The organism is Flavihumibacter stibioxidans (assembly GCF_014332695.1).
In the GTDB taxonomy this organism is placed as follows: domain Bacteria; phylum Bacteroidota; class Bacteroidia; order Chitinophagales; family Chitinophagaceae; genus Flavihumibacter; species Flavihumibacter stibioxidans.
This window is the reverse complement of the sequence record NZ_MBUA01000012.1, coordinates 235,415-261,677: the sequence shown is the minus strand read 5'-3', so window position 1 is coordinate 261,677 and position 26,263 is coordinate 235,415. Positions and strand designations below refer to the sequence as shown.

Here is a 26,263-nt window from a genome sequence, read left to right as displayed (position 1 = left end):
ACCGCCTTCTGCATTCCACATGTCTGTCTTTAATCAATCGCGTTCCACTGTAATACGCCTAATCATAGCAGGGTTGTTCCTGGTCATCATTGTGCAACTGATGAACCTGCAACTGTTTTCCAGCAAATACCGTGAGCTGGCATTTAACAATGCCGTATACCCGAAAGTGAAATATCCCGACCGTGGGATCATTTATGACCGTAAAGGCAAGGCAATCCTGAACAATACCATCATGTTCGATCTCGAAGTAACCCCTTCGCAGATCAGGAGTGTGGATACCGGCTATCTGTGCCGACTCCTTGGAATTGATACCGCTGAATTCAGGAAACGGGTCATCACGGCAATCGTCAAGAACGGCCGCTACCGCCCCAGTATTTTTGAAGACCTGCTGCCACCGCTTGTTCATGCAAGGCTGGAAGAGAATATTTTTAAATTCCCTGGATTTGCGCTGGTTGAAAGACCCGTGAGAACCTATCCTTTCAATGCGGCGGCGCATATCATGGGTTATATCGGTGAAGCCGATTCGAATAATATTAAAAGTTCAAGCGGGTTTTACCGGCTGGGCGACTATGTAGGTAAAACAGGGCTGGAATCCTTTTATGAAAAAGTGCTGATGGGTAAGCGCGGGGTGGAATACATGATCAAGGATAACAAGAACCGCCTGGTCGGCAATTACGAAAATGGCAAGTTCGACACCGCTGCCGTGGCGGGACGAAATCTCCGCACCTACATTGATATTGAATTACAGCAACTGGCAGAAAAGCTTATGGCTGGAAAGGTCGGCGCTGCCGTGGCCATTGAGCCCAAAACCGGGGGCATTTTGGCAATGGTATCAGGTCCGAATTTTGACCCCAATATGCTGACTGGTCCGGAGAAGCAGGAAAACTTCAACAACCTGTTCCGGGATGTCAGCAGTCCCCTTCTGAACCGTGCGATCAAAGGACAATATCCCCCCGGTTCCACCTTCAAACCACTGGGTGCACTGGTAGCTTTGGATGAGGGGATCATCACACCCTCATTTGGTATCGGGTGCGGAGGTGCATACCACGGATGCGCAAGGCCGGTAAAATGTACCCACAGCAATCCGGGCCATGCCGCCAATCTGCGGCTCGCCATTGCCAATTCCTGCAACTCCTATTTTACGCATATCTACCGTTTATCAGTAGACGCAGATAAATTCGGCGGAGTAAAAAATGGATACCAGCAGTGGAAAAAATACATGAATGCTTTCGACCTGGGGGTGCGGGTAGGTGTGGACCTGCCGAGTGAAGACAGGGGCAATATTCCCGACAGTTCCGTTTACAACAGGGTGTACAGGAATACCTGGAGCTCCTGTACCAATCTTACGCTGGGCATTGGCCAGGATATGATGACCGCCACTCCGCTGCAGCTCGCCAACTCGATGTGCATCATTGCCAACAAAGGATACTATTTCACGCCGCATTTTGTGGAAAAGATCGACAATGAAACAGCGGAGGATACCATCATGAACCGGTACCGCGTAAAGCATGCGCCACTGACCGGTATTTCCGATGAGGCCTATGAGGCGGTAATCTCCGGCATGCAGGATGTGGTGGAAATCGGAACGGCAAGGATGGCACAGATTCCGGGCGTCAATGTTTGTGCAAAAACCGGTACTGCAGAAAACTACAAGATCATTGATGGTAAAAGGACCAAGCTGAAAGACAACTCCATGTTCGTATGTTTTGCTCCCAGGGAAAATCCAAAAATCGCCATTGCCGTGGTGGTGGAGAATGCGGGTTATGGCGGAACCTGGGCCGGACCGATTGCTGCGCTGATGATGGAAAAATACCTGAATGACACCCTGCGGCCGGAAAGGGTTAAGGAAGTGGAAAGGGTTGCCGGAACGGACCTGATGCCCGGCTGGATTATCCGTGAACAATTCAAGGCAGATTCCACCAGGGCTGTGAACTGGTTCAGGATGACCAAGGATTCGAGTGTTCTCAAACGCTTCATGCATCGCGATCAACGGGTGGATACGACCCGTAAGAAGCCCGCCCCGCTGCCAAAACCGGAAACGAGGACGACCCTGTTCAGGCCTGAAGCCATCCTGCCCGATAAACCATCCATCCAATCCAAAACTGTATAGCCTGCTTCCTATGTCACAACGCAAACCTGAAATATCAAAAGGCATCGACTGGCTGGTGGTATGGTTGTATATCATCCTGGTGTTTATTGGCATCATGAGCATTTTTGCCGCCACCTATACGGAAGGTGATCCGGTACTGCAGTCGTTCATCTCACTGAAAACCGACTACAGCCGACAGCTGCTTTACTTTGGTATTGCCGCTGTGCTGGCAGTTTTTATACTGCTGACCGACAGTAAATTCTTTACGGCAACAGCCAATCTCTGGTATGCCTTCGGCATTTTGCTGCTGCTCCTTGTTTTTCCTTTCCATACGGAAGTGAAGGGTACGAAATCGATCATCCGTTTCGCCGGTTTCCAACTGCAACCGGCTGAATTGTGTAAGGTGTTTGTGAACCTTGCATTGGCCAAATACCTGAGCCGCGTGGAAACGGATTTCTCCAAAACCCGCTCCCAGCTTATCGCAACGGCCATTGCCATTTCACCGGCACTGATCACGATCCTGCAACAGGAAACCGGCCTGGCGCTGGTTTATTTTTCATTTTTCCTGGTGATGTTCCGGGAGGGGCTTCCTGCAGCCGTGCTGATCATCGGATTTTCCCTGGCCGCACTGGTGGTGGCGACATTGCTGGTTGAACCCAATACCCTTGCCATTATCCTCACCGCAATCGCTGCAGGAGCCGTTTATATCATGCGGCGGCAGATCAAAAGAAAAAGACGCCTGCTTGCCGTGATCATGGGAATCTGGTTTGTAAGTGTAGGGGTGCAGCGCTTTGTGGTTCCCTATGTGTTCGAAACGGTACTGCAGCCTTACCAGGTGAAAAGGATTTATGATACTATCGGTAAGGACTATGTGCCTAAAGATGAAGCAGAGGCGCTGGCAATGGAGCAAACAGCCCCCGCGAAGAAAAAAGATGATGGGGGAGATTACAACGTTAAACAAAGTAAGATCGCGATAGGCAGTGGCGGCTTTTCTGGCAAGGGTTTGCTGAAAGGAACCCAGACCCGCTACGATTTTGTCCCCGAGCAACGCACCGATTTTATTTTCTGTACCATCGGCGAAGGCTTTGGGTTTTTGGGAAGTTTTACCCTGATGCTTATTTATTTCCTGTTGCTGATGCGCATCATAACCATCGCCGAGCGGCAACGAAGTGTATTCAGTCGCTGTTATGCATACGGCGTGGCTTCGGTGCTCTTTTTCCATATTGCCATTAATATTTGCATGACGATCGGGCTGGCCCCGGTGATCGGTATCCCGCTTCCCTTTATCAGTTACGGGGGAACCGCTTTACTGACCTTTACGGTGCTGCTGTTTATATTGATCAGGTTGGATGCGGACAGGCAGATGGTACTGAGATAGGCGGCAGGAAATCTGCAACGAAAAAATTGAACATGAAGATTATTCCGTTATCAGAGGGAAGTTTTACCATTGATAAAACAAAATTGTTTGTGCCTTTTGATCATGATCAGCATGACCTGCAGGAAAGACCGACAGGAAGTCTGCTGGTGGAGATCCAGCCTTTTCTGGTGATCACCAGCGAAGATGTATTACTGCTGGATACGGGCCTGGGATTTGAGAAGGATGGCGTAATGCAAATCCATCGCAACCTCATGGATGCGGGCATCAATCCGGGTGAAGTGACAAAGGTGCTGATGAGCCACCTGCACAAGGATCATGCGGGCGGTGTGAGCAGGTTAAACCATGGCACCGGAAAACTCGAAAGAGCCTTCCCCCAGGCCACTTATTACATTCAGAAGAAGGAGCTGGAATTCGCCTTTGAGAAAGGCTTTCCTTCCTATATCCCGGAAGAACTGGAATGCCTGAAAGATTGCCCCAATGTGGTGTTACTGGATGGCGATGGCGTTATCAACGGGTATATCCAGTACCAGTTGGTAGGGGGGCACTGCCCTTACCACCAGGTGTTCAGAATTGTGGATGGGGGTGAGACCGTTTTCTTTGGCGGCGACGATGCGCCTTCCTTACTGCAGATGAAAACAAAGTTTGTGGCCAAGTATGATCATGATGGAAAACTGGCTATGGAACTCAGGCAGCAATGGTGGCAGCAGGGGCGTGAAGCAGATTGGAGATTCCTTTTTTACCACGATACCAAAACACCGGTGGTATAAAATGGTTGGGTGGATGGCAGTTGTGGTTAGTTGTCGTTGCGTCTCTGGCGCAGGTCCTGGCGTAACTGACGTCTTTCCATGAGTTCTTTCTGTACCATCTGGTAAAATTCTTTTTCCGCCTTAAAGAACTGGTTGGACCGGTCGGGTGAGAGTGTTTTACTGAATTCGGCCTGGTATTTTTTCCGGATGGCCAGTAGTTTTTCTTCTCTTTCAATTTCATCGCCGCCCCGGCCTTCCTGGCGTGTCTTTTTAAGCTCGGCCATGTATTGATTGTAGGAGGGCCAGAATTTCTGTGCCTCGTCTGCAGTGAGGTTCAGCTTTTTGGTGAGATAGGCAATTTTCAAAGCTTCCAGCCGCTCTCCTTCTTTATGTGGCTGGGCAAAGCCACCAAGTGAAAACAGGAAAAATATAATGAGTATAGAAATCTTTTTCATACGCGTGGGTTAATTGTTCAATGCTCCTGTTTTTCCCGCCTGTTCCAACAGGTATTGCTGCAAAGCCTCATCACTCACATCGCCGAGCATGAATTGCAGATCTTCGCTGTTCAGCTCGGTTGAACCATTGGCCGCTGTACCGTAATAAACGGAGGCGGTGGGACTGGTATATTCAAGAATGGCTTCATCGCTGATCTGGCCGATCTCTTTCTGTAATTGTGCTGCGAGCCCGTTGGTACTGCCCTTATCGGTTGCCGGTTGGTAATACAGCCAGGTGCTGATAGCGATCACGCCTGTAACAATTGCTGCCGCGGCATATTTCACCCAGGATGAGCCTATGCTGCGAACAACGGCGCCACCTGATGGTTGGGAAAGTTTTTTCTGCAGACTAACCGGGAATTGTTCAAAATAGCCTGCCGGAATGGAATAAGGATTCAGATGACGGGCCGATTCAAGCAGGGGTGGGAGGGCTTCATCGAGAATCTCATTTACCTGCTGAATGCCGGAAAGGCCAGCATTGATATCTTCCGGAACGCGGTCAAAATATCCGCCGGGAACACTGAAGGGTGATTTCCTGGATAATCCCGCCAGCAGGGGCGAGAGGCTGGCCAGTTCATCGGCGGGATCCTGGAGCGGACCGGTACTTATTTGTGTGCCTGGCTGCAACAGGTTCAGCATCTGTTGCGGGAATTGTTCGAAATAGTCAACCGGTACTGCATAGGGAAGCTGGCGCGGCAGTTTTGCCAGCACCGGGCTGATGCCCTGCAACTCCTGTAATATGCTGTTATCGGTTGTCATCGCTTATTAGACCCTTGATTTGTTAAAAAGTTTAATGATTGATCAGATAGTCCTCAATTTTTTTCACCGCGTGGTGGTAGGAGGCTTTCAGCGCACCTTCAGAGGTTTCCAGTACCCGGCTCATTTCTTCGTAAGGCATTTCGTCATAATACCTCAGGTTAAACACCAGACGTTGTTTTTCAGGGAGCCGTTGGATGGCGAGCTGCAGTTTCCACTCGATTTTTCCGGCGTCAAAATCCTTGTCGGCCCTTACCTGGTTGCTCAGGCCTTCCTCCACATCGCCCAGGGGAACGGAAGCTTTTCGCTTTTGCTGTTCCAGGAATGTCAGGCATTCATTGGTGGCGACTCTGTATAACCAGGTATAGAGTTTTGAATCCTCCCGGAAGTTTTCCAGGCTGTTCCATACCCTGATGAATACATTTTGCAGCACATCATTGGCGTCATCGTGACCCACCACCATTCGCCTGATATGCCAGTAAAGCCTTTCCTGGTACTTTTTGACAATGGCAGTGTATGCCTTTTCCCGGGAGGCAGGCTCCCTGAAAAGGACCAGTAGCTCACTGTCTTCCATCGCCATAGGTGTTTGTTCGATTTGTTTCTGGAAATTGGACCATAGAGCAGGGGGGAAGTTTAATTCCCTGCCCCGCTATTTTTGTTTTCTTTTCATCACCCTTTCTGCCGCTGCCACAATATTTTGCGTGCCGAGACCATATTTTTCGAGCAGTTGCATGGGGGTGCCGCTTTCGCCGAAAGTGTCGTTGGTTCCGATTGTTTCGATGGGGGTTGGCTGGTTGGCAGCTGCTACGCGGGCAACGCTTTCTCCCAAACCGCCAAGGATATTATGTTCTTCCACGGTCACGGCGCAACGGGTTTTGGCAAGGGATTTCAGTATGGCTGCTTCATCCAGCGGTTTGATGGTGTGGATATTGATCACTTCCACGCTGAGTCCCTTTTCTTCCAGAATTCGTCCGGCTTCGATGGCATTCCATACCATATGGCCACAGGCGAAAATGGATACATCGGTTCCTTCGCTGAAAACCTGGGCTTTACCGATTTCAAAGGGCATTCCTTCTGTGAAAATGGGCCAAACCGGGCGACCAAAGCGCAGGTAAACGGGGCCTTTGAAATCGGCGATAGCCAGTGTGGCTTTCCGGGTTTGTTCGTAATCACAGGGAACGATAACCGTCATGCCGGGCAGCATTTTCATCATGCCTATATCCTCGAGTATCTGGTGGGTGGCGCCATCTTCGCCCAGGGTAAGTCCGGCATGTGAAGCGCATATTTTTACATTCTTTTCAGAATAGGCTACGGATTGACGGATCTGGTCATACACGCGGCCTGTTGAGAAATTGGCGAAAGTGGTGGTAAATGGTATTTTTCCTCCAATGGTGAGTCCCGCTGCGACGCCAATCATGTTGGCCTCGGCGATGCCGCACTGGATAAACCTGTCCGGGTTCTCCTTGATAAAAGTGTTGAGTTTGAGTGAGCCTGCGAGATCTGCTGTAAGTGCTACAACATTCGGGTTGGTACGGCCCAGTTCTGTCATCCCGTCGCCAAATCCGCTGCGGGTATCTTTTTTTCCGGTAACCTGGATATCTTTTAACATCATAGCTTGTTTTAAAACGGGAAAATGAGATTCAAATATAAGGCTAATTCAAATTGGCATTTTGCATCTGGTAGAGGGTTTCATCTTCTTTAAGCCTTTGTTCCCATTTCCAGGCGGTATCCATCATGTCTTCCAGTGAGTATCGGATTTTCCAGCCCAGTTCATTTACTGCGTGTTCATTGTTGGCGTAAATAGCGATTACATCACCCGGGCGCCTGTTACCGATTACATAGTTGAGGTGCTGTCCGCTTACTTTCTCGAATGATTTGATGGCTTCCAGGACAGTGACGCCATTTCCGGTGCCGAGGTTGAACACTTCGCAATGTTTCCTGCTCCGGCCATTGATCAGGTATTCAAGCGCCAGCGTATGTGCATGGGCGATATCTGAAACATGGATGAAATCACGCAGGCAACTTCCGTCTCTCGTGTCATAATCTGCACCGTAAACCGTCATTTGCGGTAATTTTCCGATTGCGGTCTGGGTGATGGCGGGCACCAGGTTTGCAGGGCGGCCAATAGGCAGTTCGCCGATCTGGATGCTAGGGTGTGCACCAACGGGGTTGAAGTAACGCAACAGGATGCATTGGGCCGGGTTCACTTTCGCAAATTCATTGATGATCTGCTCACCCATCTGCTTGGTATAACCATAGGGTGATTCTGCCGGTTTGGGCGGAGTGCTTTCTGTTACCGGGATTACATCAGGGTTGCCATAAACCGTGCAGGAGGACGAGAATACAAAATAGGGGATCTTGAATTCCTGTACGCATTTGAGCAGGTTCAGCAGGCTCACCAGGTTGTTCTCGAAATACATCAGGGGCTGTGCAACCGATTCGCCTACTGCTTTATATGCAGCGAAATGGATGATACCCACAATATCTTCGTTTTCCTGGAAGATGGCGAAAGTGTCGTCGAAATTGCAGAGGTCGACTTTGTAGTTCTTGATCTTTTTTCCAGTGATCTTTTCTACCCCCTCGAGTATCCTTGGTGAGGAGCGTGAGTTATTATCCACTGAAATTACTTCAAATCCATTTTCTACCAGATCTACCAGGGTATGTGAACCAATATAACCACAACCTCCGGTCACAAGAATTTTGCTCATGATTTTTGTTTTGCGTCTGACGTGCGTCTGACGTACGTCAGACGCACGTCAGACGGGTTAGTCTTTTAATATTCCCATCAGGTACTGGCCGTAGCCGCTTTTCAGCAGGGGCTGGGCGATTTTTTCAAGTTGTTCGCCGGTAATAAAACCTTTTCTCCAGGCAATTTCCTCGATGCAGGCAATTTTAATTCCCTGGCGCTGCTCTATCACCTGCACAAATTGCGATGCCTGCATCAGCGAATCAAAAGTACCGGTATCCAGCCAGGCCGTACCACGGTCCATGATGGATACTTTCAGTTTTCCGCGTTTCAGGTATTCCTTGTTGATGTCGGTGATTTCGTATTCGCCTCTCGGACTTGGTTTAAGGTTTTTGGCGATCTCTATTACATCGTTGTCGTAGAAATATAGTCCGGGTACTGCGTAATTGCTTTTGGGCTGTGCAGGTTTTTCTTCGATCGACAAAACATTATTGGCACCATCGAATTCCACTACCCCATACCGTTCAGGATCGCTGACATGGTAAGCATATACAATACCGCCATCGGGGTCGGTATTATTGGCCAGTTGTTCCCCGAGTCCGGAACCGTAGAAGATATTATCTCCCAGCACCAGTGCGACCTTGTCTTTACCGATGAATGATTCCCCTATCACAAATGCCTGTGCCAGGCCATTGGGAGTGGCCTGTTCAGCATATTGGATAGAAATGCCAAGTTGGGAACCATCCCCCAAAAGCTTTTGGAAAAGTGGCAGGTCATGGGGTGTTGAAATGATGAGGATCTCACTGATGCCCGCCAGCATCAGGGTAGACAGCGGGTAATAGATCATTGGTTTGTCGTACACCGGCATAATCTGTTTGCTGATGGCAAAGGTAATTGGATGTAAACGGGTGCCGGAACCACCGGCAAGAATAATTCCTTTCATAGTTGATCTAAATGGGTGGCAAGATAAGCAGATTTAAGGACCATATATCAATAAAATGCATCTGTATCGTTTGCATAAAAAAAGACCCCAAAGGGGTCTTTGCGATAAAATAATATAAAGATCAGAGTACAAGTTTCAGGGCATAATACACAATTGCCGCGATCAGTGCGCTGACCGGTATGGTCAGTATCCAGGCCCATAACAGGTTGATGGTTACTCCCCATCGAACCGCTGATAAACGCTTGGTTGCACCTACGCCGATAATGGCACCGGTAATTGTGTGCGTGGTACTAACGGGGATGCCTGCTGCCTCTGCCAGGTAGAGGGTGGCAGCACCTGCTGTTTCGGCACTGACACCTTCCAGCGGAGTCACTTTGGTAATGCGTGTACCCATGGTCTTCACGATCTTCCATCCACCACTCAGGGTTCCCAGTGCAATGGCTGAAAAGCTTGCCACAGGTACCCACCAGTAATCGTTTACAAAATGCGAGAAGCGATCGCCTGAGTCCAGCAGGGTGTATCCCGTATTCCCTGCCTGTACTTCCACATAAATGACCGCCGCACCGATAATACCCATTACTTTTTGAGCATCGTTGCCTCCGTGACCAAGACTGAAAAGGGCGGAGGATACCAGCTGCAAACGGCGGAACCATTTTTCAGCTTTATAGGGGATTACTTTACGGCAGACATTAAGGATGATTACTGTAATGATGTAGGCTATAATCATTCCTATTACCGGAGCCAGGAAAATAAACAGGAAGGTTGGAATTACTTTCGCATAGTTGATCACATCCTCTCCGTTTTTAGCTATGCCGCCCGCATGGGCAACTGCAGCCCCGATAAAGCCACCCAGCAAAGTGTGGGAGGAACTGGATGGAATACCGAACCACCAGGTCAGCAGGTTCCAGATAATGGCTGCAATCAAACCAGCGAAGATCACTTCCAGGTTAATGAAGTTTTCATTCACTGATTTGGCAATGGTGTTTCCGATATGGAATGCGCCGATCAGGTATTTGGAGATAAAAAAAGCGGCAAAGTTAAAAACCGCAGCCCATAATACCGCCTGGAAAGGTGTCAGGACCTTGGTGGAAACGATTGTTGCTATTGAGTTGGCTGCATCATGGAAGCCGTTGATATAGTCGAATATCAGGGCCAGGATGATGATGATAACGAGAAATGTCATGGGTGGGGTTATGCGTACTTAATAATAATGCTTTCGATCACATTTGCTGCGTCTTCGCATTTGTCGGTAACGATCTCCATCACCTGGTAGATCTCGCGTTTCTTGATTACTTCCTTGGCATCGGGTTCTGTTTCAAACAGTCGATCGATGCTGAGGTCGAAAATATCATCTGCCTGGTTTTCGATGCTGTTCACTTTTACCAGGGCATCGGTGATCTGGCGCATGTTCTTCATGTTGCGAAGTTCAATCACTGCGCTTTTAATATGCTCGGCACCCTGTTCAATCAGGTCTGCCATTTTCTGGATGCCCGGATCATTCGGGTTCACCTTGTAAAAGTTGATTTTTTTTGCGGACGCGAAGATATAATCACAGATATCATCCAGGGCAGTTGCAAGGTAGTGGATGTCCTCGCGGTCAAATGGAGTGATGAAGTTGCGCCCCAGTTCAGTAAATATCTTGTGGGTGAGATCGTCGTTCACGTGTTCGAGGTCCTCCATTTTGGCGATCAGGGTGGCGCGCTTGTCGAAGTCGTTTTCGCTCACCACATCTTTCATCAGTTTCCCCATTTTGGCTACAGTGTTGGCTACTTCTTCAAAGAGGGAGTAAAAAACTTTATCCTTCGGGGTAAACAGTTTGAGAATGGAGGACAGTGACATAACTAAATTTTGCGCAAAAATAGGTTGTTTCACCTAGTGCATGGTTTTCTGAACTTTGGTAATAATTTCTTAACATGGAGGGGCTTGCCTGTTTTAGTGCACAACAAAATGGAATATTCGCAAGGGGGAATGGTTGGCGGAATTGTTTTTTACCCCCCTAAACCAGGAATCCCTTCCTGAAATAGCGCTTACCTTTGCAGGCTATATTAAGTTATTGTTAAGCGGCCGTTCATGAAAAGACTGATTATACTTATATTTTTTTCTGCTTCCTTTTTAATTGCTACCCCGGTTAAGGCCCAGTTACTGATGGATATGGTGGATACCACCAAGGAAATGGGGAAGGACATGCTTGGCCTTTACCAGAAGTTTAATTACCTGAGAATCAGTGGTTATATGCAACCACAGTTTCAGGTGATAAGTGAAAAAGGGGCGCCAACCTATGCCGGACCGTCTTTTCCTGAGAAAGTCGACAACCGGTTTACCCTTCGCAGGGGGCGTATCCGGTTTGATTATGCCAGGTTTAATCAGCATGATGAAGTGTCCTTTCAATTTGCTTTCCAGTTTGACGGTACTGAAAGGGGGGTGAATATCCGCGATTTCTGGGGCAGGGTCTTTGAGAATAAGTGGCATATATTTTCTTTCACCAGTGGAATGTTTGCCCGCCCCTTCGGATATGAGGTGAACCTGTCTTCTTCCGACCGGGAATCGCCTGAAAGGGGCCGTATGTCGCAGATTCTGATGAAAACGGAGCGCGACCTTGGGGTAATGATGACGATTGAACCGAGGAACCGGAATAATAGATTGAAATGGCTGAAGATTGACGCAGGTGTGTTCAATGGCCAGGGACTTTCAGGACCCTCCGAATATGATTCCTACAAGGATTTCATTGCAAGGGCCGGGTTTAAACCGCTGAAAATAGCAACCGGAATAAGGATGTCTGCTGCCGTATCCTACCTGAATGGCGGGTTGCAGCAGAATTCCAGGTACCTATATAATATGGTAGAGAAAAACGGGCTTTCTTATTTTGAGGCGGATTCAAATGCAGCCAATATTGGAAACAAAGCGCCCAGGAAATATTACGGTGCCGATATGCAATGGACGTTTACGCATCCAAAAAGCAAAACCATTTTACGGGCTGAGTACTGGCGGGGCACACAAACAGCCCAGGCTAATACCACAGAAACGCCCGGGACTTTAACCGCTGATCCTTTATATATCAGGAAGTTTGACGGAGCTTATTTTTATTTACTGCATGCGATCGGCAAACACCAGCTGGCCGTAAAATATGACTGGTATGATCCGAATACCAGGGTTAGCGGAAAGGAAATACAAAAACTAACCGGCAATTTTCATGTGGCGGATGTCAGGCACGATACCTGGGGATTTGGTTATCTGCATTACCTGAATGATAACCTGAAATTTGTTTTGTGGTATGACCTGGTAAGAAATGAAACCACGGCCCTGGATGGGTATACTTCAGACAAAAAAGACAATGTGTTAACCGCCAGGTTGCAATACCGGTTTTAACCAGCCGATTTCGAAAAAATTGGATAAAATCGGGCTGTACCGGAGGGCGACAATATTCTGACAGCAGCCGGACAAATACCGGACATGGGCAGGAAGCCATTTCAAATTTGGTAACATTGTGTTTGATGCGATTATTTAAGAAAATGTCGGTCTTACTTGGTAAATAGCTGAAAAACAACAGAATAAGATGCAGGCAATTTCAATTGAAAACATCTGGTAACAATTCGTTAATACTGGGGACACAATTCGTTAACTCTGTGCTAACAGCACGGTAACATTGCCATTCTACTTTTGCGCTCAAATAAACCCCGTTTGTTGTGAGCAAAAAGATACTCTTACTGTTGATGGTCGTGCTGGTTACAAGCCTGCATGTTGCCGCACAGTCAACAGCCAAACTCAGTGGTAAGGTAATTAATACCCGTAACGAAGCCGTACCCGGTGCCACTGTGATCATTGAAGGAACCGAGCGCAGGGCAGCGGCCGATGTGGAAGGTCGTTTCTCATTTGTCCTTGAAGTAGGAAAGAAATATACCATCAGGATTTCCAGTGCCGGTTATAATACCAAGTCTCTGGAAGAAGTGGAAGTGAAAGCAGGCATTGACAATACTGTTTCCATTGTACTGGAAACCAAATCAGAGCTGGGTGAAGTGGTTGTAAGGACATCTGTTCGCAAGGAAACAACCAGTGCGCTGATCAACCTGCAAAGGAATAACACTGCTGTTTCCAGCGGTATCGCAGCCGATCTGATCCGTCGTACCCCAGACCGTACCACCGGTGAAGTATTGAAGCGTGTGAGTGGTGCTTCCATCCAGGATAACAAGTTTGTAATTGTACGTGGTCTGAGCGATCGTTACAATGCCGCCTTCATCAATAACACGCAGCTTCCTTCGTCTGAGCCTGACCGTAAGGCATTCTCGTTTGATGTGATTCCTGCCAACATGATTGATAACATCATCATCAACAAGACTGCGACTCCCGAGCTGACCGGTGAATTTGCGGGTGGCCTGATCCAGGTGCAAACCAAAGACGTGCCGTCCAGGGATTTTCTTTCCCTTGGTATTCAGTTTGGTTTCAATACTGTTTCTACGTTCAAGGATTTTACCAGCAATGAGCGCTCCTCTACCGACTGGCTGGGATTCGATGACGGCAAACGCAAGTTCCCGAATGGTTTCCCCGCATCTGCACAGGAATACCGTACATCCACAACAGAGAAGCGACTGGAATATTCCCGTTTGTTCAGCAATGATGTGTATGCCCAGAAAAACACAACTGCCCTTCCCATCCAGACCTATAACCTGGCATACGGTTCTTCCCGCGTACTTAAAAATGATGCGAAACTTGGATTCATCGCTTCTGCGATGTATCGTAAGGCGATGTTAAAATACGATGTGGAAAGGGCCTTCTCACAGACAGACGGGCAGCCCATCTTTAGTTTCCTGGACAAGCAGAACCGCTACCAGAGTAACCTTGGTGCTTTGATCAACATCACCTATTCACAGCGCAGGAACAAGATTTCCTTCAAGAATATCTTCAACCAGTTTTACGACGATAACTACTTTACCAGGGAAGGTTTCAATACCAACCGTAACCAGGACATCAAATTCTATTCTTCATTCATGAACCAGCGCAGCTTTTACAGCGGCCAGCTGGAGGGTGAACACCAGCTGAACCTGGCTGATATGAAATTCAGGTGGAATACGGGATATTCACTGGTTACACGTTCACAGCCAGACCTGCGCACCCAGCAGTATGCACGTGCGGAAGGTGGCAGCTACCAGATCGATACCGATGATACGCGTCGCTTCTGGTCTGACCTGAAGGATCATACCGTTAGTGCTTCCGCTGCGCTCACTATTCCCTTTAAAATGTTCAGTGAGAAGCAGAACTTTAAATTGGGTGGTTCTACCATTGTACGATTCAGGGATTTCAAATCACGCCTCTTCCGTTATGTAGAAACCTCTTTTGCCAATTTTGATGAAGAACTGGTATATGAGGGATATGACAAGATTTTCCGTACCGAAAACATTTCACAGAATGGTTTCGTAATGGATGAGATGACCAACAACCAGGACAAGTACTTTGGTGTATCGGCCATCAGCTCCGGCTTTGCTATGTTTGACAATAAACTGAGTGATGCGATCCGCCTGGTTTGGGGTGCTAGGGTTGAATTGTTTGAGCAATTCCTGACCACCAAAGACCTGACTGCCAAGCGGGTGAATATCCATACGGAGACCTGGGACTTCCTTCCTTCCCTGAACCTTACATATTCTATTAATAACAAGAACAATATCAGGTTCGCAGCATTCCAGACGGTAGCCCGCCCTGAATTCCGTGAAATTGCTCCTTTCGGATTCTATGACTATGAAGCCAATTACGGAATTTCAGGAAAGCCGGACCTCAAGCGCACCAAGATACTGAACCTGGATCTCCGCTACGAATTGTATCCGGCAGCAGGTGAAACCTTTACAGTAGGTGCGTTCTACAAGCAATTCAAGAACCCCATCGAATTCCGTCTTGACCCGGGATCCAACTCTGACCGCCGTTTGTATTTCTACCAGAACGCCGGCACTGCAGAAACCTATGGAGCGGAACTGGAGATTCGTAAAAATCTCGATTTCCTGAACAAGAACAGCAAGTTCCTCAACAATGTTACTGCTTTCGGAAACTTCACCTACCTGTTTTCAGACGTGAGCTTCCCCGATGAAGTATCTGGCCAGCCGGTAAACTCCAACCGCCCGATCCAGGGCCAGTCGCCCTACCTGATCAATGCGGGTATCCAGTACACTTCCGACAAGCTGTTCAATATGACATTGTTGTACAATAAGATTGGTCCTCGTCTCGCGTTGGTAGGTAACTCTGAGTTCCCGGATATTTACGAACGTCCGCGTAACCTGCTCGACTTCCAGTTATCAAAGAAGGTAATGCAGAAGAAGGGGGAGTTGAAGCTTACCTTCTCAGACATCCTGAACAACAAAATCTACCTGTATGAGAATGTAGGTGGCAGCAAGGAATATACTTCCGGTGACAGGATGTTCAGTTCTTACAGTCCGGGTACCACCATTTCCATTGGCTTCACCTATGATTTTGATTTGAGAAAATAACCATAACTGCCAACAATAATTAAACATCAAAAATTTTAAACTTAATAAAATGAAATTGGTAAAACAATTTGCTGTAGTGGCTATCAGTGCTTTCACCATCACTTCCTGTATCAAGGTGGAAGTGGGTGATGAGATCGTCGGCGGTGGTGGAACAGATACCACTGCTACAAACCGGGTCCTGAACGGAACCATCGACCAGAGTCGCACCCTCTCTAAGGGTACCTGGACATTGAAAGGATATGTGTATGTAAATAATGGTGCGGTGCTGACCATTGAACCCGGAACCATCATCAAAAGTGATGTGGCTGACAAGGGTGCGCTGATCATCGAACGCGGTTCCAAGCTGATCGCTGACGGCAGGGCTGATGCCCCGATCGTCTTCACATCCGGTAAGGCAGTGGGCGAACGCGCTCCTGGTGACTGGGGTGGAATCATCCTGCTGGGTAATGCTCCTACCAACCGTCCCACTTCACCTGCACCAATCATCGAAGGTGGTGTGAACCGCCCTTACGGTGGCACTATTGCCAATGATAACAGTGGTATCCTGCGTTATGTAAGGATCGAGTTTTCCGGTATCGCAGCTGAACCAGGATCTGAGATCAATGGTCTGACCCTGGGTGGCATCGGTTCCGGAACAGTTATAGAAAACGTACAGGTTTCTTATGGTGGTGATGATGCCTACGAGTTCTTCGGCGGTACCGTTAACTGTAAGAACCTGGTTGCTTTCGCTACCATGGACGATGATTTCGATTTCGACTTCGGATATACCGGTAAGATCCAGAATGCAGTATCCCTGCGCGATAAGCCAGCCGATACAGATCAGGCCAATGGTATTGAGTGTGATAACAACGGTGCCGGCGATGCTTCTGAGCCGTTCACCCGTCCTGAGTTGTCAAACTTTACCCTGATCGGACCATATGATACAACCGGTTCCAACTCTAACCACGGTTTCAGTAACCGTTGGAGGAAGGCAACCCGTTTTGTTTTCCGCAACTCCCTGCTGATTGGACACAGGAAAGCTGGTTTCTCTATGGAAACTGCCCTGACCGCCCAGGCTTACAAGGATGGTCAGTCTGAGTTCAAAAACAATATCGTAGCGGTGTATGCAAAACCTTATAACGTTGCCGGTGGTGCCGAAACAGTATTTGCCACTGCTGATCTCGTAAAAACTAAAGCTGAAGCTGAGGGTACACGCACCCTGGCAAGCCGTGATGATGTGCAGTTGACCGATCCGTTCAACCTGACTTCTCCCAACTTCCTGCCCAAGGCCGGATCACCTGCCCTGACAGGAGCCAGCTTCACCGGAATGGACGCTTTCTTTACCCCCACAACCTATATTGGCGCCTTCGGTACTACCAACTGGGTGCAGGGTTGGGCAAGCTTCAATCCCAAGAACAACGCGTATTGATTTTACAGTTGTCTGACGTTTAGGATCGCAGTTGTCTGACGTTTAGTATTAGTGAATTCACGGGTCGCAAACGTCAGACAACTTTCATTCCCGTAAGTGCAAACGTCAGACAATTTTTCCGCAGTTGTCTGACGTTTAGTATTAGTGAATTCACGGGTCGCAAACGTCAGACAACTTTCATTCCCGTAACCGCAAACGTCAGACAACATTTTCGTGCGGTTTTACACCCCACAGTGAATTTATATTTCTTTAACGCCGGGGTCATAGTGGCTTAACACAGCCCATATACCTTCGTGTCTCAGTTGTTGAGTTTTCAATAGAGCAAGATTTTTCTCATGCAGTTAAAGCCGGTGTATGTCCATACGCCGGCTTGTTTTATTCCCGGCAGCCAGGTTGAAAATGACTTAATGCTTTCCTTATACCAGAATGTCATACAGATGAACAAAGGATGATGCTGCGGCGGAAGGCCGGCACACCATCTTCCCCTATCTTTAAGCATGCAACAGTTAAACCGGTTTACCCGTAAGGAATGGTCCCAGGCATTGTATGCCGCCCTGGTGGTGTTCTGTCTCTACACCAGCCTGTTCTCTTTCCGAAAAGCTTTCAATGTGGCAGCTTTCAACGGTTATACCCTTTGGGGACTCGATTATAAAATAGTACTGGTCATTACCCAGGTGATGGGCTATATGGCCAGCAAGTTTTATGGCATCCGGTTCATCGCTGAAATGGAAAGACTGGGACGGGGGAGACTGATCCTTGTACTGACAGGTATCGCCTGGTTGTCATGGCTTGCTTTCGCCATCCTTCCGGCTCCCTATAATTTCTGGTGTCTTTTCTTCAACGGATTCCCCCTGGGCATGCTCTGGGGCATCGTGTTTTCCTATGTCGAAGGCAGGAGGATGACCGACCTGATCAGTGCAGCCCTGGCAGTCAGTTTCATCTTCGGATCCGGAGTCGCCAAATCAGTCGCCGCTTTCACCATGAATAACTGGCAGGTGTCAGAATACTGGATGCCCTTTGTGACCGGCGCCATTTTCTCTGTTCCCTTACTGCTGTTCATCTACCTGGTGGAAAAAATTCCCCCGCCATCGGAGGCTGATATTGCCCAGCGTACGGTGCGCTTACCCATGCCTGTTACCGAAAGAAAGACCCTGCTGAAAAATTATGGCACCGGCCTGGTGTTGCTGATACTGGTATATATGCTGGTGACCATCCTGCGTGAAGTACGCGACAGCTTTATGGCCGATATGTGGCGCGAAACAGGGGAGCAGGTGGACAATTCAGTTTTCGCACAGACCGAGACCATCATCTCCCTGTTCATGCTGGTCCTCATCGCCTCCATGGTCATGATCCGCAATAACTGGCGGGCGTTTAACCTTACTCATTACATCATGGCTTCCGGTTTCCTGTTGTGCCTCCTGGTAACCATCGCTTTTAATAAGGGCGCGATCTCAACCTGGTGGTGGATGCTTTCCGTAGGAATGGGACTTTACCTGGTTTATATCCCTTTCAACAGCATCCTTTTCGAAAGATTTATTGCCACTTTCCAGATCGCCGGAAATGTCGGTTTCCTGATCTATCTGGCCGATGCATTCGGGTACCTCGGCAGTGTGGCCGTACTCATGAGCAAGACCGTCTTTAAACTCGACATCTCCTGGCTGAATTTCTATACCGGACTGGTGATGATTACAGGTTTCGTGGGATTGGCAGCCACAATGGGTTCTGCAATTTATTTTGCGGGAAAGCGTGCAGCAAGCATAAAATCCTTGAATTGATCAGCCTTCACCGCGGGTGGAAGACAGGGTAAACCCGATAGTGGTGCCCACATCCGGTTTGCTGCGTACATGCATGGATTCGCCATGGGCTTCCACGATGTGTTTACAGATGGCCAGCCCCAGGCCGGTACCCCCTTTATCGCGGCTCCGGGCCTTGTCCGTACGGTAGAACCGTTCAAAAATCCGGGGCAGGTGCTCCTCGTCAATACCAATGCCGTCATCGCTGATCTCTATAAGCACCTTGAACTCATCCGTATTGTAAACGCTTGCCACGATACTGCCACCGGGCTTGCCATATTTGGTGGCGTTGGAAATCAGATTGATCAGTACCTGCCGGATCTTTTCCTTGTCAGCAAACACATACACCGGGGCTTCACAACCCTTTTTGATATTAGCCGTGATCTCTTTCTGGGAGATCTTGATAGACAGGGATTCGATTACTTCCCTGATCAGGTCCTGGATCACAAAATATTGCCGGTACAAAACCTGCTCACCGGTTTCCAGGCGTGAGATCTCATCCAGGTCATTCATCAGGTTAACCAGGCGGTCTACATTCCGACTGGTGTTCTCCAGGAATTTTTTCCGGATTTCCGGATTCTCCATGGCTCCGCCCAATAAGGTATCAACATAACCCTGTATCGCAAAGATGGGGGTCTTGAATTCGTGCGCCAGGTTTTGCAAAAACTCCTTCCGGAAGGCTTCATTCTTGCGGAGTACTTCAATTTCCCCCTGTCTTTGCGCAGCCCATTTTTCTACATCCTCTTTTACCTCATCGATGCTTTTCTGCGGTATGATGTACTTGTTATAGAACTCCTCCCGCTTGGACGCCTTGGTCTGGTATATAAACTTGTAAATGAGTTTGATCCTTCGGTAAATGAATTGCTGCAGGAAATAAAAGATCAGCAGGTAAGAAACCAGGAACAGTACCGCGAAAGAAGCCAGCGCAATGATCCAGTCATGCACGAGGGCAAAGTTCGCCAGTCCAACCAGTGAAGAGATGGCAAAAGCAAGGATGGCAGACACCTGCCTTGGGGCAAGATTTTTTAAATTGAACATGTTCCGGAATGGATTGGTTTATTGCTTCGCCAGGATCAAAGATCGAATTTATATCCGACCCCTTTTACGGTGGTTATACAATCCAGTCCCAGTTTTTGCCTGATTTTCCGGATATGCACATCAATGGTCCGGTCACCAACGATCACATCGTTGCCCCAGACCTGGTTCAGGATCTCGTTACGAAGGAATACACGGCCGGGCCTGGAAGCCAGCAGGTATAATAATTCAAACTCTTTTTTCGCGAGGGTCACTTCCTGTCCGTCTACCAGGACCAGAAATTTAACCGGGTCAATGACCAGGTTGTCAAGGGTCAGCACGCCATTTCCAAGATCTTCTTTTTTGGTTACCCGGCGTAAAAGCGCATTTACGCGGCTGAGTAATAATTTGGGACTGATCGGCTTGTTCACATAGTCGTCTGCTCCGGTGTCGAAACCTTTCATCTGGGAAGATTCATCACTCAGGGCGGTCAGGAAAATGATCAGGGTGTCCTTGAAAGCAGGCTGGGTGCGAAGGATTTCGCATACTTCCACCCCGTTTTTTTTGGGCATCATAATGTCGAGGATGATCAGGTCGGGTTTGATCTGCTTTGCGCGGACAAGGGCCTCATCCCCGTCTTTGGCAGTATAAACATCATAGCCTTCTGCGCGGAGGTTATACTGGATGATCTCCAGGATATCCGGTTCATCATCGGCTATCAGTATCTTTTTTTCCCTGTTCTCCATTAACAATTTCTTTACGCAAAGTTAACGCTAGCAGGTAAGCCGCCAATTTTCAGGCAATTATGAAATTGTTAAGGGCAATTTTAGCGTTAACTCAACGTTATGCCTCTGTTGCATTGTGTATCTTTGAACATAAGGCTGATATATCTATGATGAAACTGTTACCCTTTGTCCTTCTTGCGTTCACCGCGCAGGGAGTAAAATCCCAAACAGCGGCCTCTGCCTATGCTGCAGTGCCGGTGCCTTCCTACCAGGTTGAACGCAGCCGGGTCATTTTCCATGAAAATATCGACCGGGAACAGAAGAAGCTTTACCAGCAGCCGGGTTCCCATATCCGGGGGTATATACCGCTTACCAAAGACGAGACCTTCAATAACCAGGTGAAATTTGCGCTGATCGATCATCTCGACGCCATACAGGAATCGGTTGAACTCGACAGCCTGCTGAAGGATAATGAAAAGATCAAATACCTGAAAGGATTGGAGATCATGGCCCGCCAGTTCGGCGCCGGAGCCCGCTCGCGCACCTTCTCGCCGGCGCTTGCACCGGAAATGGTTAAAGCATACGAGGCTGGCCTGGCACTGGACCGGGCGAATAAAGGGATTGATCCCCTGGTGGCCGGCAGCCATTACTGGGTCGGAAAAATCCTGGTGGAATGTTTTTCTTACCCCGAAAACCGGGGAATTCCGGCCAGCAAGGACATCCTCCAGCTGAAATACCTGCAGTTGTACCCCGAGCGGACCATGCCTTTCCTCAAAACGAATTTTTCCTACCCCAAAAGGGATAGTCTCATAGCGGCGGAAGCACGCCGCGACCCGCGCAAGGTCTATGATTACGCGGCTTCCAATGATGCCCTTGCCCGCTATATCCGCATCCATCCCGATTCCGTGGTTAAAGTGATCGCCGAAATGGCGTCCAGCCGCAGCGGCCAGTTGTATTTCCCTTTCATCGACGAAATCTACCGGGGCAGGTTGAAGTTTGAGGATGTGGATAAAGTTAAGGATAACGACCTTGAATATTACCGGCTGATGGTCAAAACCCGCCTCTCACACACCGAAAGGATGCTGCAGAAGGATACCCCCATGGAGCGAAAGGCACTTGTGGAGCGGATGGACAACAAGGCACGCCAGTATTTCATCAGCCAGATCAACGGCCTGCACAATTCCCCTGATCCGGTACGATTCAGGGTACTCGATCCCCTGTCGCCACAGGAACTTTATTATCTCTGTGTGCTGGGTGAGGATGAGATCTATACCTCCAGCTACCGCGGTGTGTTCAAAAGGATCATCCAGCGCCTGAAGGGAACCCCCACTGACAGCCTGTTCATGACCATGAACTTCGATTATTTCAGGAAGTTCATTAAAATGGCTGCCGCTTATAATGAGCTGGATACCCTGCTGAAACTAATGCCTGATTCCAACGCCACCGTACTGATGAAGTCCTTTATGTTCGGCCTGGAAAAAACCACCGACCTGAACAATGTGGAAGACGCCGTGGATGTGGCCGACGCCTACAGCAGTATTTATGAAAAGAACAAGGCACTGGCCGCCAATATGCTGGCCGAAGCCCGCTGGAACTATGAAAGAACCCAGCGTAACGGCGACCTGAATGGCCAGAAGGTTTACCAGATTGAGAAGACCTTGTTTGAGTCGGCAGACTCCACGGGCGGGGTTGACCTCTCAAAAGCCCTGGGTATACCACCAGTTTATAACGTACCATTTGAAAGGCTGGCCGATTCCTCCGGCAGGGTGATCCAGCAGGTTTTCTTTTATGGGGATGAAGACAAGGATGGACAGATGTCCTATGCGAATTTCATGACCATGTTCAAAGGCAAGCCAGACTGGAGCATTACAGAGAACCCTGATTTTGTAACCATCAAATCCACAAAAGGGAAACCCGTTTGGATTTTTGCCAATAAACCACTGTATGGGGAAGACGATCCCGATGCAAAAGCCCAGGCCAAATTGCAGGAATACCTGGATAAAAACAACCTGCAACCGACGATTTATATCCACCGCGGACACAGTTACCATGTGAAATCATCCCTGAACCAGATCACGCCATCAGCCCGGATTGTGATCCTCGGCTCCTGTGGCGGTTACAATAACCTGAATGATGTGCTGACCATCAGTTCCGACGCCCATATCATTTCTTCCAAGCAGATAGGCACCCGCACGGTGAATGAACCCATCCTCAATGCCATCAACAGCAGCTTGCGGAACGGTGCCAGCATCGACTGGATGCCGATGTGGACGGAGCTGGGCAAGTTGTTTACAGGTGAAAGCAAGGAAAGATTTGACGATTATATACCACCATACAAAAACCTTGGCGCCATTTTTATCAAGGCCTACCGCGGTGTAGAGGAAGAAGAGGAGTGACACACTATATTTGCGCAATGGCTCCTGCTTCACCGAACAAAAAGATTTTTGATTTTGCCTTACTGAAAAGGGTTTTCCGGCTGGCGGCGCCCTACAAGCGGAAAGTATTTCTCTCGCTGGCACTGGCAATACTGCTGGCGGTAGTGTCACCGCTGCGGCCATATCTCATCCAGATTACTGTCAATAATTATATCAGGAACGGGTTGCTCGACTGGGTGGTCCGTATCACCCTCATCCAGTTTGTTTTCCTGATCATTGAAACGGTCTTCCGGTTTTTCTTCTCCTTTATTACTGCCTGGCTCGGGCAAACCGTGGTGAAGAACCTGCGCGTGACCGTTTTCAATAAAGTGATCGGGTTGAACCTGTCACAGTTTGACAAAACGCCCATCGGTACACTCACCACGCGCACCATTAACGATATCGAATCGGTAAACGACGTCTTTGCTGACGGCCTGATCCCGATCATTGCCGACCTGCTGTCCATCATCTCCATTCTGTTTGTGATGTTCTGGGTCGATTGGAAACTGGCATTGATCTGCCTGGCCCCGTTTCCCTTCCTGATCCTGGCAACCTATGTATTTAAGGAAAGTGTGAACCGCTCTTTTATCAGGGTGCGTAATGCTGTGGCGGCACTCAATGCATTTGTGCAGGAACATATTACCGGAATCCAGGTGGTTCAGGCCTTTTCGGCGGAGGAAAGGGAGTTCAACAAGTTCAGGAAGATCAACCGTGAGCACCGTAATGCCAACGTCAATGCCATCTTCGCTTACAGCGTGTTTTTCCCCGTGGTGGAAATAGTACTGGCTGTTTCAACCGGATTGCTGGTCTGGTGGGCTGCCAGCAAGGCTATGCAATTGCCGGAGGAAGAAGCCGCAGGCATGGCGGGAAAGATCATTGCCTTCAACCTGTATCTGAACCTGCTATTCCGTCCGCTGCGTGTGATCGCCGATAAGTTCAACGTACTTCAGATGGGCATGGTGGCCAGTGAAAGGGTATTCAAGGTGATTGATAACGAGGATTATATCAGCGAGGAAGGCAGTTTTGCCCCGGAAAAAGTAGCCGGAAAAATTGAATTCGACCATGTATGGTTTGGCTATAACGAAGACCAGTATGTGCTGAGGGACGTGAATTTTACGGTGGAACCGGGTGAAACGGTTGCATTGGTGGGGCATACCGGCAGCGGCAAGACATCCATTATCAGCCTGATTAACCGCCTTTACCATATCAAGAAGGGAGAGATCCGCATAGACGGGGTTCCCATCGGAGACTATAAACTGGATGCGCTGCGCCGCCAGACGGGTGTGGTACTGCAGGATGTGTTCCTGTTTTCCGGGTCTGTTCTGGATAATATCACCCTCCGCAACCCGGCCATCAGCCGTGAACAGGTCGTAAGGGCCGCCGAACTGATAGGTGTGCACGAATTCATCATGTCCCTGCCCGGTGGTTACGACTATAAAGTTATGGAAAGGGGCAGTACCCTTTCGCTGGGGCAGCGGCAACTGCTATCCTTTATCCGGGCCCTGCTGTATGATCCCTCCATTCTGATCCTGGATGAAGCCACTTCCAGCGTGGACACCGAAAGTGAGCACCTGATCCAGCATGCGATTGATACCCTGATATCGGGCCGGACTTCCATTGTCATAGCCCATCGTCTAAGTACGATTCGTAAAGCGCACAAAATCATTGTTTTAGATAAAGGCGAAATCCGGGAAATCGGCACACACGAGGAGCTGATAGCAAAGGAAGGGTATTATTATTCCCTGTACCAAAGCCAATTTGAAGAAGTTAAAAACTGACGCGGTTTTTTCTCTTTCGACATTTGAATAATTCCCCCTTTCCTCCCTATCTTTGCGCAAAATTTAGGACCTGCATGGCACGGATAAGCGTCAAATCTTTACTGGTAGCGGCTTTCAGCGCTGTTTTATTGGTTTTCGGAACGGCTGTTCAGGCCAATGAAGGAGGCGAAGGCGGCCAGGGTGAAGCCCAGGCAGCAGAATTCAATGCCGGGGAAGCCATCCTGCACCACATTGCCGATGCGCATGAGTGGCATTTTTTCACTTTCGGCCATACCCATGTAACCCTGCCTTTGCCGGTGATTCTTTATTCACCTGAGCGCGGACTAAGTATTTTCTCATCTGGTCATTTCCATCATGGAGAGCAGGCTTATAACGGCTATAAACTCGACCATGGTCATATCGTGGCGGTAAAAGAAGATGGTACGGCAGATGAGAGCGTGCAAGTATATGATTTCTCCATGACCAAGAACGTAGTGCAGATGCTGCTGGCGGTGATCACCCTGATCCTGATCATGACCGGCATTGCCAGAAAATATACCGCCAACGGAGCCAAAAAGGCGCCAAGCGGATTGCAGAATGCCATTGAGCCGGTGATCACTTTCGTTCGCGATGAAGTAGCAAGGCCCAACCTGGGACATAAATACCAGAAATACCTGCCTTACCTGCTGACTGTTTTCTTCTTCATCCTGATCAACAACATATTCGGACTGATTCCGGGTGCGGCCAACGTAACAGGAAATATCGCCTTTACTGCGCTGCTGGCCCTGGTATCGCTGGTGGTAATCCTGTTCAGTACCAATGGCCATTTCTGGGGTCATATTTTCTGGCCTCCGGGGGTTCCGTTCCTGGTAAAGCTGATCCTGATTCCGGTTGAATTGCTGGGTGTGTTCATCAAGCCCGCTGCCCTCATGATACGTCTTTTCGCGAACATGACAGCCGGCCACATTGTGATCCTGAGCTTTGTTTCACTGATCTTCATATTCGGTCAGATGAGTACAGTGGCAGGATGGGGATTTTCACCCGTTTCCATTGCTTTTTCCGTTTTCATTTATGTAATTGAAGTACTGGTTGCTTTCATCCAGGCATTCATCTTTACCAACCTGACGGCGGTATTCATCGGCCAGGCTTTTGAAGGCGAACACCACCATGATGAGGCTCACGGTCATGAAACAGCGAAAGCACATTAATACTAACAGAAAGACTTTTTATAAACACAAAACACAAATTGTATGTCAATCATGAACATCCTGTTGGAAGTAGGCCAGGCACAGTTGGGTGGTGCAATCGGAGCCGGACTTGCTGCTATCGGTGCCGGTATCGGTATCGGTCAGATCGGTAAAGGTGCGGTTGAATCTATCGCCCGTCAGCCTGAAGCTGCTAACGACATTCGTGGTAACATGATCCTGACTGCAGCGTTCATCGAGGGTGTTGCCCTTTTCGCTGTAATCGCGGGTCTGCTGGCTGTACTGACCAAGTAAGCCACGATCAACTTAGTGCTGCATCCGGAGCAAAGGGCCGAGGGTGCAGCTACTTTAAGCTTTGTGTTTATCAACAAAAAACATTGACTATTTA

General features: G+C 48.7%; 21 protein-coding genes. 11 read left to right on the top strand and 10 right to left on the bottom strand.

Going from position 1 to position 26,263, the window contains the following annotated elements:
- Positions 1-19 precede the first annotated feature (19 nt).
- Genes mrdA through BC349_RS08215 form a run of 3 tightly spaced genes read left to right on the top strand, consistent with a single transcriptional unit; the run spans position 20 to position 4,234 of the window.
- A complete protein-coding gene (gene mrdA / locus BC349_RS08225; RefSeq protein ID WP_187256269.1) occupies positions 20-2,110 on the top strand; it encodes a penicillin-binding protein 2 in 2,091 nt (696 codons plus the stop codon).
- Between the two features lie 10 nt (positions 2,111-2,120).
- Positions 2,121-3,467: a rod shape-determining protein RodA gene (gene rodA / locus BC349_RS08220; protein WP_187256268.1), complete on the top strand. Its 1,347-nt coding sequence runs from the start codon at positions 2,121-2,123 to the stop codon at positions 3,465-3,467.
- 32 nt (positions 3,468-3,499) lie between these two features.
- The gene (locus BC349_RS08215; protein ID WP_187256267.1) at positions 3,500-4,234 is read left to right on the top strand and encodes an MBL fold metallo-hydrolase; all 735 of its coding nucleotides are present in this window, start codon (positions 3,500-3,502) and stop codon (positions 4,232-4,234) included.
- A gap of 26 nt (positions 4,235-4,260) precedes the next feature.
- On the opposite strand, the gene BC349_RS08210 is transcribed toward BC349_RS08215, so the two are convergent.
- The 8 genes from BC349_RS08210 to BC349_RS08175 all read right to left on the bottom strand — a co-directional run bounded on the left by BC349_RS08210 (position 4,261) and on the right by BC349_RS08175 (position 10,931).
- Positions 4,261-4,668 carry a hypothetical protein gene (locus BC349_RS08210; protein WP_187256266.1) on the bottom strand — a complete coding sequence of 136 codons (408 nt, stop codon included), beginning with the start codon at positions 4,666-4,668 and terminating at the stop codon, positions 4,261-4,263.
- A 9-nt stretch (positions 4,669-4,677) separates the two neighbouring features.
- Positions 4,678-5,466, bottom strand: coding sequence for a hypothetical protein (locus BC349_RS08205; protein WP_187256265.1), 789 nt, complete (start codon positions 5,464-5,466; stop codon positions 4,678-4,680).
- 31 nt (positions 5,467-5,497) lie between these two features.
- Positions 5,498-6,043: an RNA polymerase sigma factor gene (locus BC349_RS08200; RefSeq protein ID WP_222840122.1), complete on the bottom strand. Its 546-nt coding sequence runs from the start codon at positions 6,041-6,043 to the stop codon at positions 5,498-5,500.
- A 69-nt stretch (positions 6,044-6,112) separates the two neighbouring features.
- Positions 6,113-7,072, bottom strand: a complete 960-nt coding sequence (locus tag BC349_RS08195; protein WP_246456861.1) for a transketolase family protein — start codon at positions 7,070-7,072, stop codon at positions 6,113-6,115.
- A 43-nt stretch (positions 7,073-7,115) separates the two neighbouring features.
- On the bottom strand, positions 7,116-8,171 hold the full coding sequence (gene galE / locus BC349_RS08190; protein ID WP_187256263.1) for a UDP-glucose 4-epimerase GalE: 1,056 nt from the start codon (positions 8,169-8,171) through the stop codon (positions 7,116-7,118).
- A 57-nt stretch (positions 8,172-8,228) separates the two neighbouring features.
- Complete coding sequence (rfbA, locus tag BC349_RS08185; RefSeq protein ID WP_187256262.1) at positions 8,229-9,092, bottom strand: glucose-1-phosphate thymidylyltransferase RfbA; 864 nt, start codon at positions 9,090-9,092, stop codon at positions 8,229-8,231.
- Positions 9,093-9,213: 121 nt separating this feature from the next.
- Entirely contained in the window at positions 9,214-10,275 is a 1,062-nt protein-coding gene (locus BC349_RS08180) for an inorganic phosphate transporter (RefSeq protein WP_187256261.1), read from the bottom strand.
- Between the two features lie 8 nt (positions 10,276-10,283).
- Positions 10,284-10,931 carry a DUF47 domain-containing protein gene (locus BC349_RS08175; RefSeq protein WP_187256260.1) on the bottom strand — a complete coding sequence of 216 codons (648 nt, stop codon included), beginning with the start codon at positions 10,929-10,931 and terminating at the stop codon, positions 10,284-10,286.
- Between the two features lie 231 nt (positions 10,932-11,162).
- Here BC349_RS08175 and BC349_RS08170 point away from each other — a divergent pair, with 231 nt between their 5' ends.
- The 4 genes from BC349_RS08170 to BC349_RS08155 all read left to right on the top strand — a co-directional run bounded on the left by BC349_RS08170 (position 11,163) and on the right by BC349_RS08155 (position 18,742).
- Positions 11,163-12,458: a porin gene (locus BC349_RS08170; protein WP_222840121.1), complete on the top strand. Its 1,296-nt coding sequence runs from the start codon at positions 11,163-11,165 to the stop codon at positions 12,456-12,458.
- A gap of 317 nt (positions 12,459-12,775) precedes the next feature.
- The gene (locus BC349_RS08165) at positions 12,776-15,559 is read left to right on the top strand and encodes an outer membrane beta-barrel protein (protein WP_187256259.1); all 2,784 of its coding nucleotides are present in this window, start codon (positions 12,776-12,778) and stop codon (positions 15,557-15,559) included.
- A 49-nt stretch (positions 15,560-15,608) separates the two neighbouring features.
- Positions 15,609-16,967, top strand: coding sequence for a T9SS C-terminal target domain-containing protein (locus BC349_RS08160; protein ID WP_187256258.1), 1,359 nt, complete (start codon positions 15,609-15,611; stop codon positions 16,965-16,967).
- Between the two features lie 497 nt (positions 16,968-17,464).
- Positions 17,465-18,742, top strand: a complete 1,278-nt coding sequence (locus BC349_RS08155) for a DUF5690 family protein (protein ID WP_187256257.1) — start codon at positions 17,465-17,467, stop codon at positions 18,740-18,742.
- Here the strand turns inward: BC349_RS08155 and BC349_RS08150 are convergent, their stop codons facing one another.
- Together BC349_RS08150 and BC349_RS08145 are read right to left on the bottom strand one after the other, a co-directional pair.
- Positions 18,743-19,798: a sensor histidine kinase gene (locus BC349_RS08150; RefSeq protein ID WP_187256256.1), complete on the bottom strand. Its 1,056-nt coding sequence runs from the start codon at positions 19,796-19,798 to the stop codon at positions 18,743-18,745.
- 35 nt (positions 19,799-19,833) lie between these two features.
- Positions 19,834-20,520, bottom strand: a complete 687-nt coding sequence (locus BC349_RS08145) for a response regulator (RefSeq protein ID WP_187256255.1) — start codon at positions 20,518-20,520, stop codon at positions 19,834-19,836.
- Positions 20,521-20,666: 146 nt separating this feature from the next.
- Here BC349_RS08145 and BC349_RS08140 point away from each other — a divergent pair, with 146 nt between their 5' ends.
- From BC349_RS08140 to atpE, 4 genes are all read left to right on the top strand, one after another.
- A complete protein-coding gene (locus BC349_RS08140; RefSeq protein ID WP_187256254.1) occupies positions 20,667-22,895 on the top strand; it encodes a hypothetical protein in 2,229 nt (742 codons plus the stop codon).
- Positions 22,896-22,912: 17 nt separating this feature from the next.
- Positions 22,913-24,691 carry an ABC transporter ATP-binding protein gene (locus BC349_RS08135; protein WP_187256253.1) on the top strand — a complete coding sequence of 593 codons (1,779 nt, stop codon included), beginning with the start codon at positions 22,913-22,915 and terminating at the stop codon, positions 24,689-24,691.
- 74 nt (positions 24,692-24,765) lie between these two features.
- Positions 24,766-25,878 carry a F0F1 ATP synthase subunit A gene (gene atpB, locus BC349_RS08130; protein ID WP_187256252.1) on the top strand — a complete coding sequence of 371 codons (1,113 nt, stop codon included), beginning with the start codon at positions 24,766-24,768 and terminating at the stop codon, positions 25,876-25,878.
- Between the two features lie 42 nt (positions 25,879-25,920).
- Positions 25,921-26,169 carry an ATP synthase F0 subunit C gene (gene atpE, locus BC349_RS08125; protein WP_039127029.1) on the top strand — a complete coding sequence of 83 codons (249 nt, stop codon included), beginning with the start codon at positions 25,921-25,923 and terminating at the stop codon, positions 26,167-26,169.
- Positions 26,170-26,263 lie beyond the last annotated feature (94 nt).

What these genes read in the sequence shown, in the direction of transcription:
- BC349_RS08215 (WP_187256267.1), top strand. Translation starts at nt 3,500, where the DNA reads ATGAAGATTATTCCGTTATCAGAGGGAAGTTTTACCATTGATAAAACA.
- rodA (WP_187256268.1), top strand. Translation starts at nt 2,121, where the DNA reads ATGTCACAACGCAAACCTGAAATATCAAAAGGCATCGACTGGCTGGTG.
- BC349_RS08150 (WP_187256256.1), bottom strand. Translation starts at nt 19,798, where the DNA reads ATGTTCAATTTAAAAAATCTTGCCCCAAGGCAGGTGTCTGCCATCCTT.
- BC349_RS08205 (WP_187256265.1), bottom strand. Translation starts at nt 5,466, where the DNA reads ATGACAACCGATAACAGCATATTACAGGAGTTGCAGGGCATCAGCCCG.
- BC349_RS08135 (WP_187256253.1), top strand. Translation starts at nt 22,913, where the DNA reads ATGGCTCCTGCTTCACCGAACAAAAAGATTTTTGATTTTGCCTTACTG.
- BC349_RS08140 (WP_187256254.1), top strand. Translation starts at nt 20,667, where the DNA reads ATGATGAAACTGTTACCCTTTGTCCTTCTTGCGTTCACCGCGCAGGGA.
- atpE (WP_039127029.1), top strand. Translation starts at nt 25,921, where the DNA reads ATGTCAATCATGAACATCCTGTTGGAAGTAGGCCAGGCACAGTTGGGT.
- BC349_RS08180 (WP_187256261.1), bottom strand. Translation starts at nt 10,275, where the DNA reads ATGACATTTCTCGTTATCATCATCATCCTGGCCCTGATATTCGACTAT.
- atpB (WP_187256252.1), top strand. Translation starts at nt 24,766, where the DNA reads ATGGCACGGATAAGCGTCAAATCTTTACTGGTAGCGGCTTTCAGCGCT.
- galE (WP_187256263.1), bottom strand. Translation starts at nt 8,171, where the DNA reads ATGAGCAAAATTCTTGTGACCGGAGGTTGTGGTTATATTGGTTCACAT.
- BC349_RS08195 (WP_246456861.1), bottom strand. Translation starts at nt 7,072, where the DNA reads ATGTTAAAAGATATCCAGGTTACCGGAAAAAAAGATACCCGCAGCGGA.
- mrdA (WP_187256269.1), top strand. Translation starts at nt 20, where the DNA reads ATGTCTGTCTTTAATCAATCGCGTTCCACTGTAATACGCCTAATCATA.
- BC349_RS08155 (WP_187256257.1), top strand. Translation starts at nt 17,465, where the DNA reads ATGCAACAGTTAAACCGGTTTACCCGTAAGGAATGGTCCCAGGCATTG.
- BC349_RS08160 (WP_187256258.1), top strand. Translation starts at nt 15,609, where the DNA reads ATGAAATTGGTAAAACAATTTGCTGTAGTGGCTATCAGTGCTTTCACC.
- BC349_RS08175 (WP_187256260.1), bottom strand. Translation starts at nt 10,931, where the DNA reads ATGTCACTGTCCTCCATTCTCAAACTGTTTACCCCGAAGGATAAAGTT.
- rfbA (WP_187256262.1), bottom strand. Translation starts at nt 9,092, where the DNA reads ATGAAAGGAATTATTCTTGCCGGTGGTTCCGGCACCCGTTTACATCCA.
- BC349_RS08210 (WP_187256266.1), bottom strand. Translation starts at nt 4,668, where the DNA reads ATGAAAAAGATTTCTATACTCATTATATTTTTCCTGTTTTCACTTGGT.
- BC349_RS08200 (WP_222840122.1), bottom strand. Translation starts at nt 6,043, where the DNA reads ATGGCGATGGAAGACAGTGAGCTACTGGTCCTTTTCAGGGAGCCTGCC.
- BC349_RS08170 (WP_222840121.1), top strand. Translation starts at nt 11,163, where the DNA reads ATGAAAAGACTGATTATACTTATATTTTTTTCTGCTTCCTTTTTAATT.
- BC349_RS08145 (WP_187256255.1), bottom strand. Translation starts at nt 20,520, where the DNA reads ATGGAGAACAGGGAAAAAAAGATACTGATAGCCGATGATGAACCGGAT.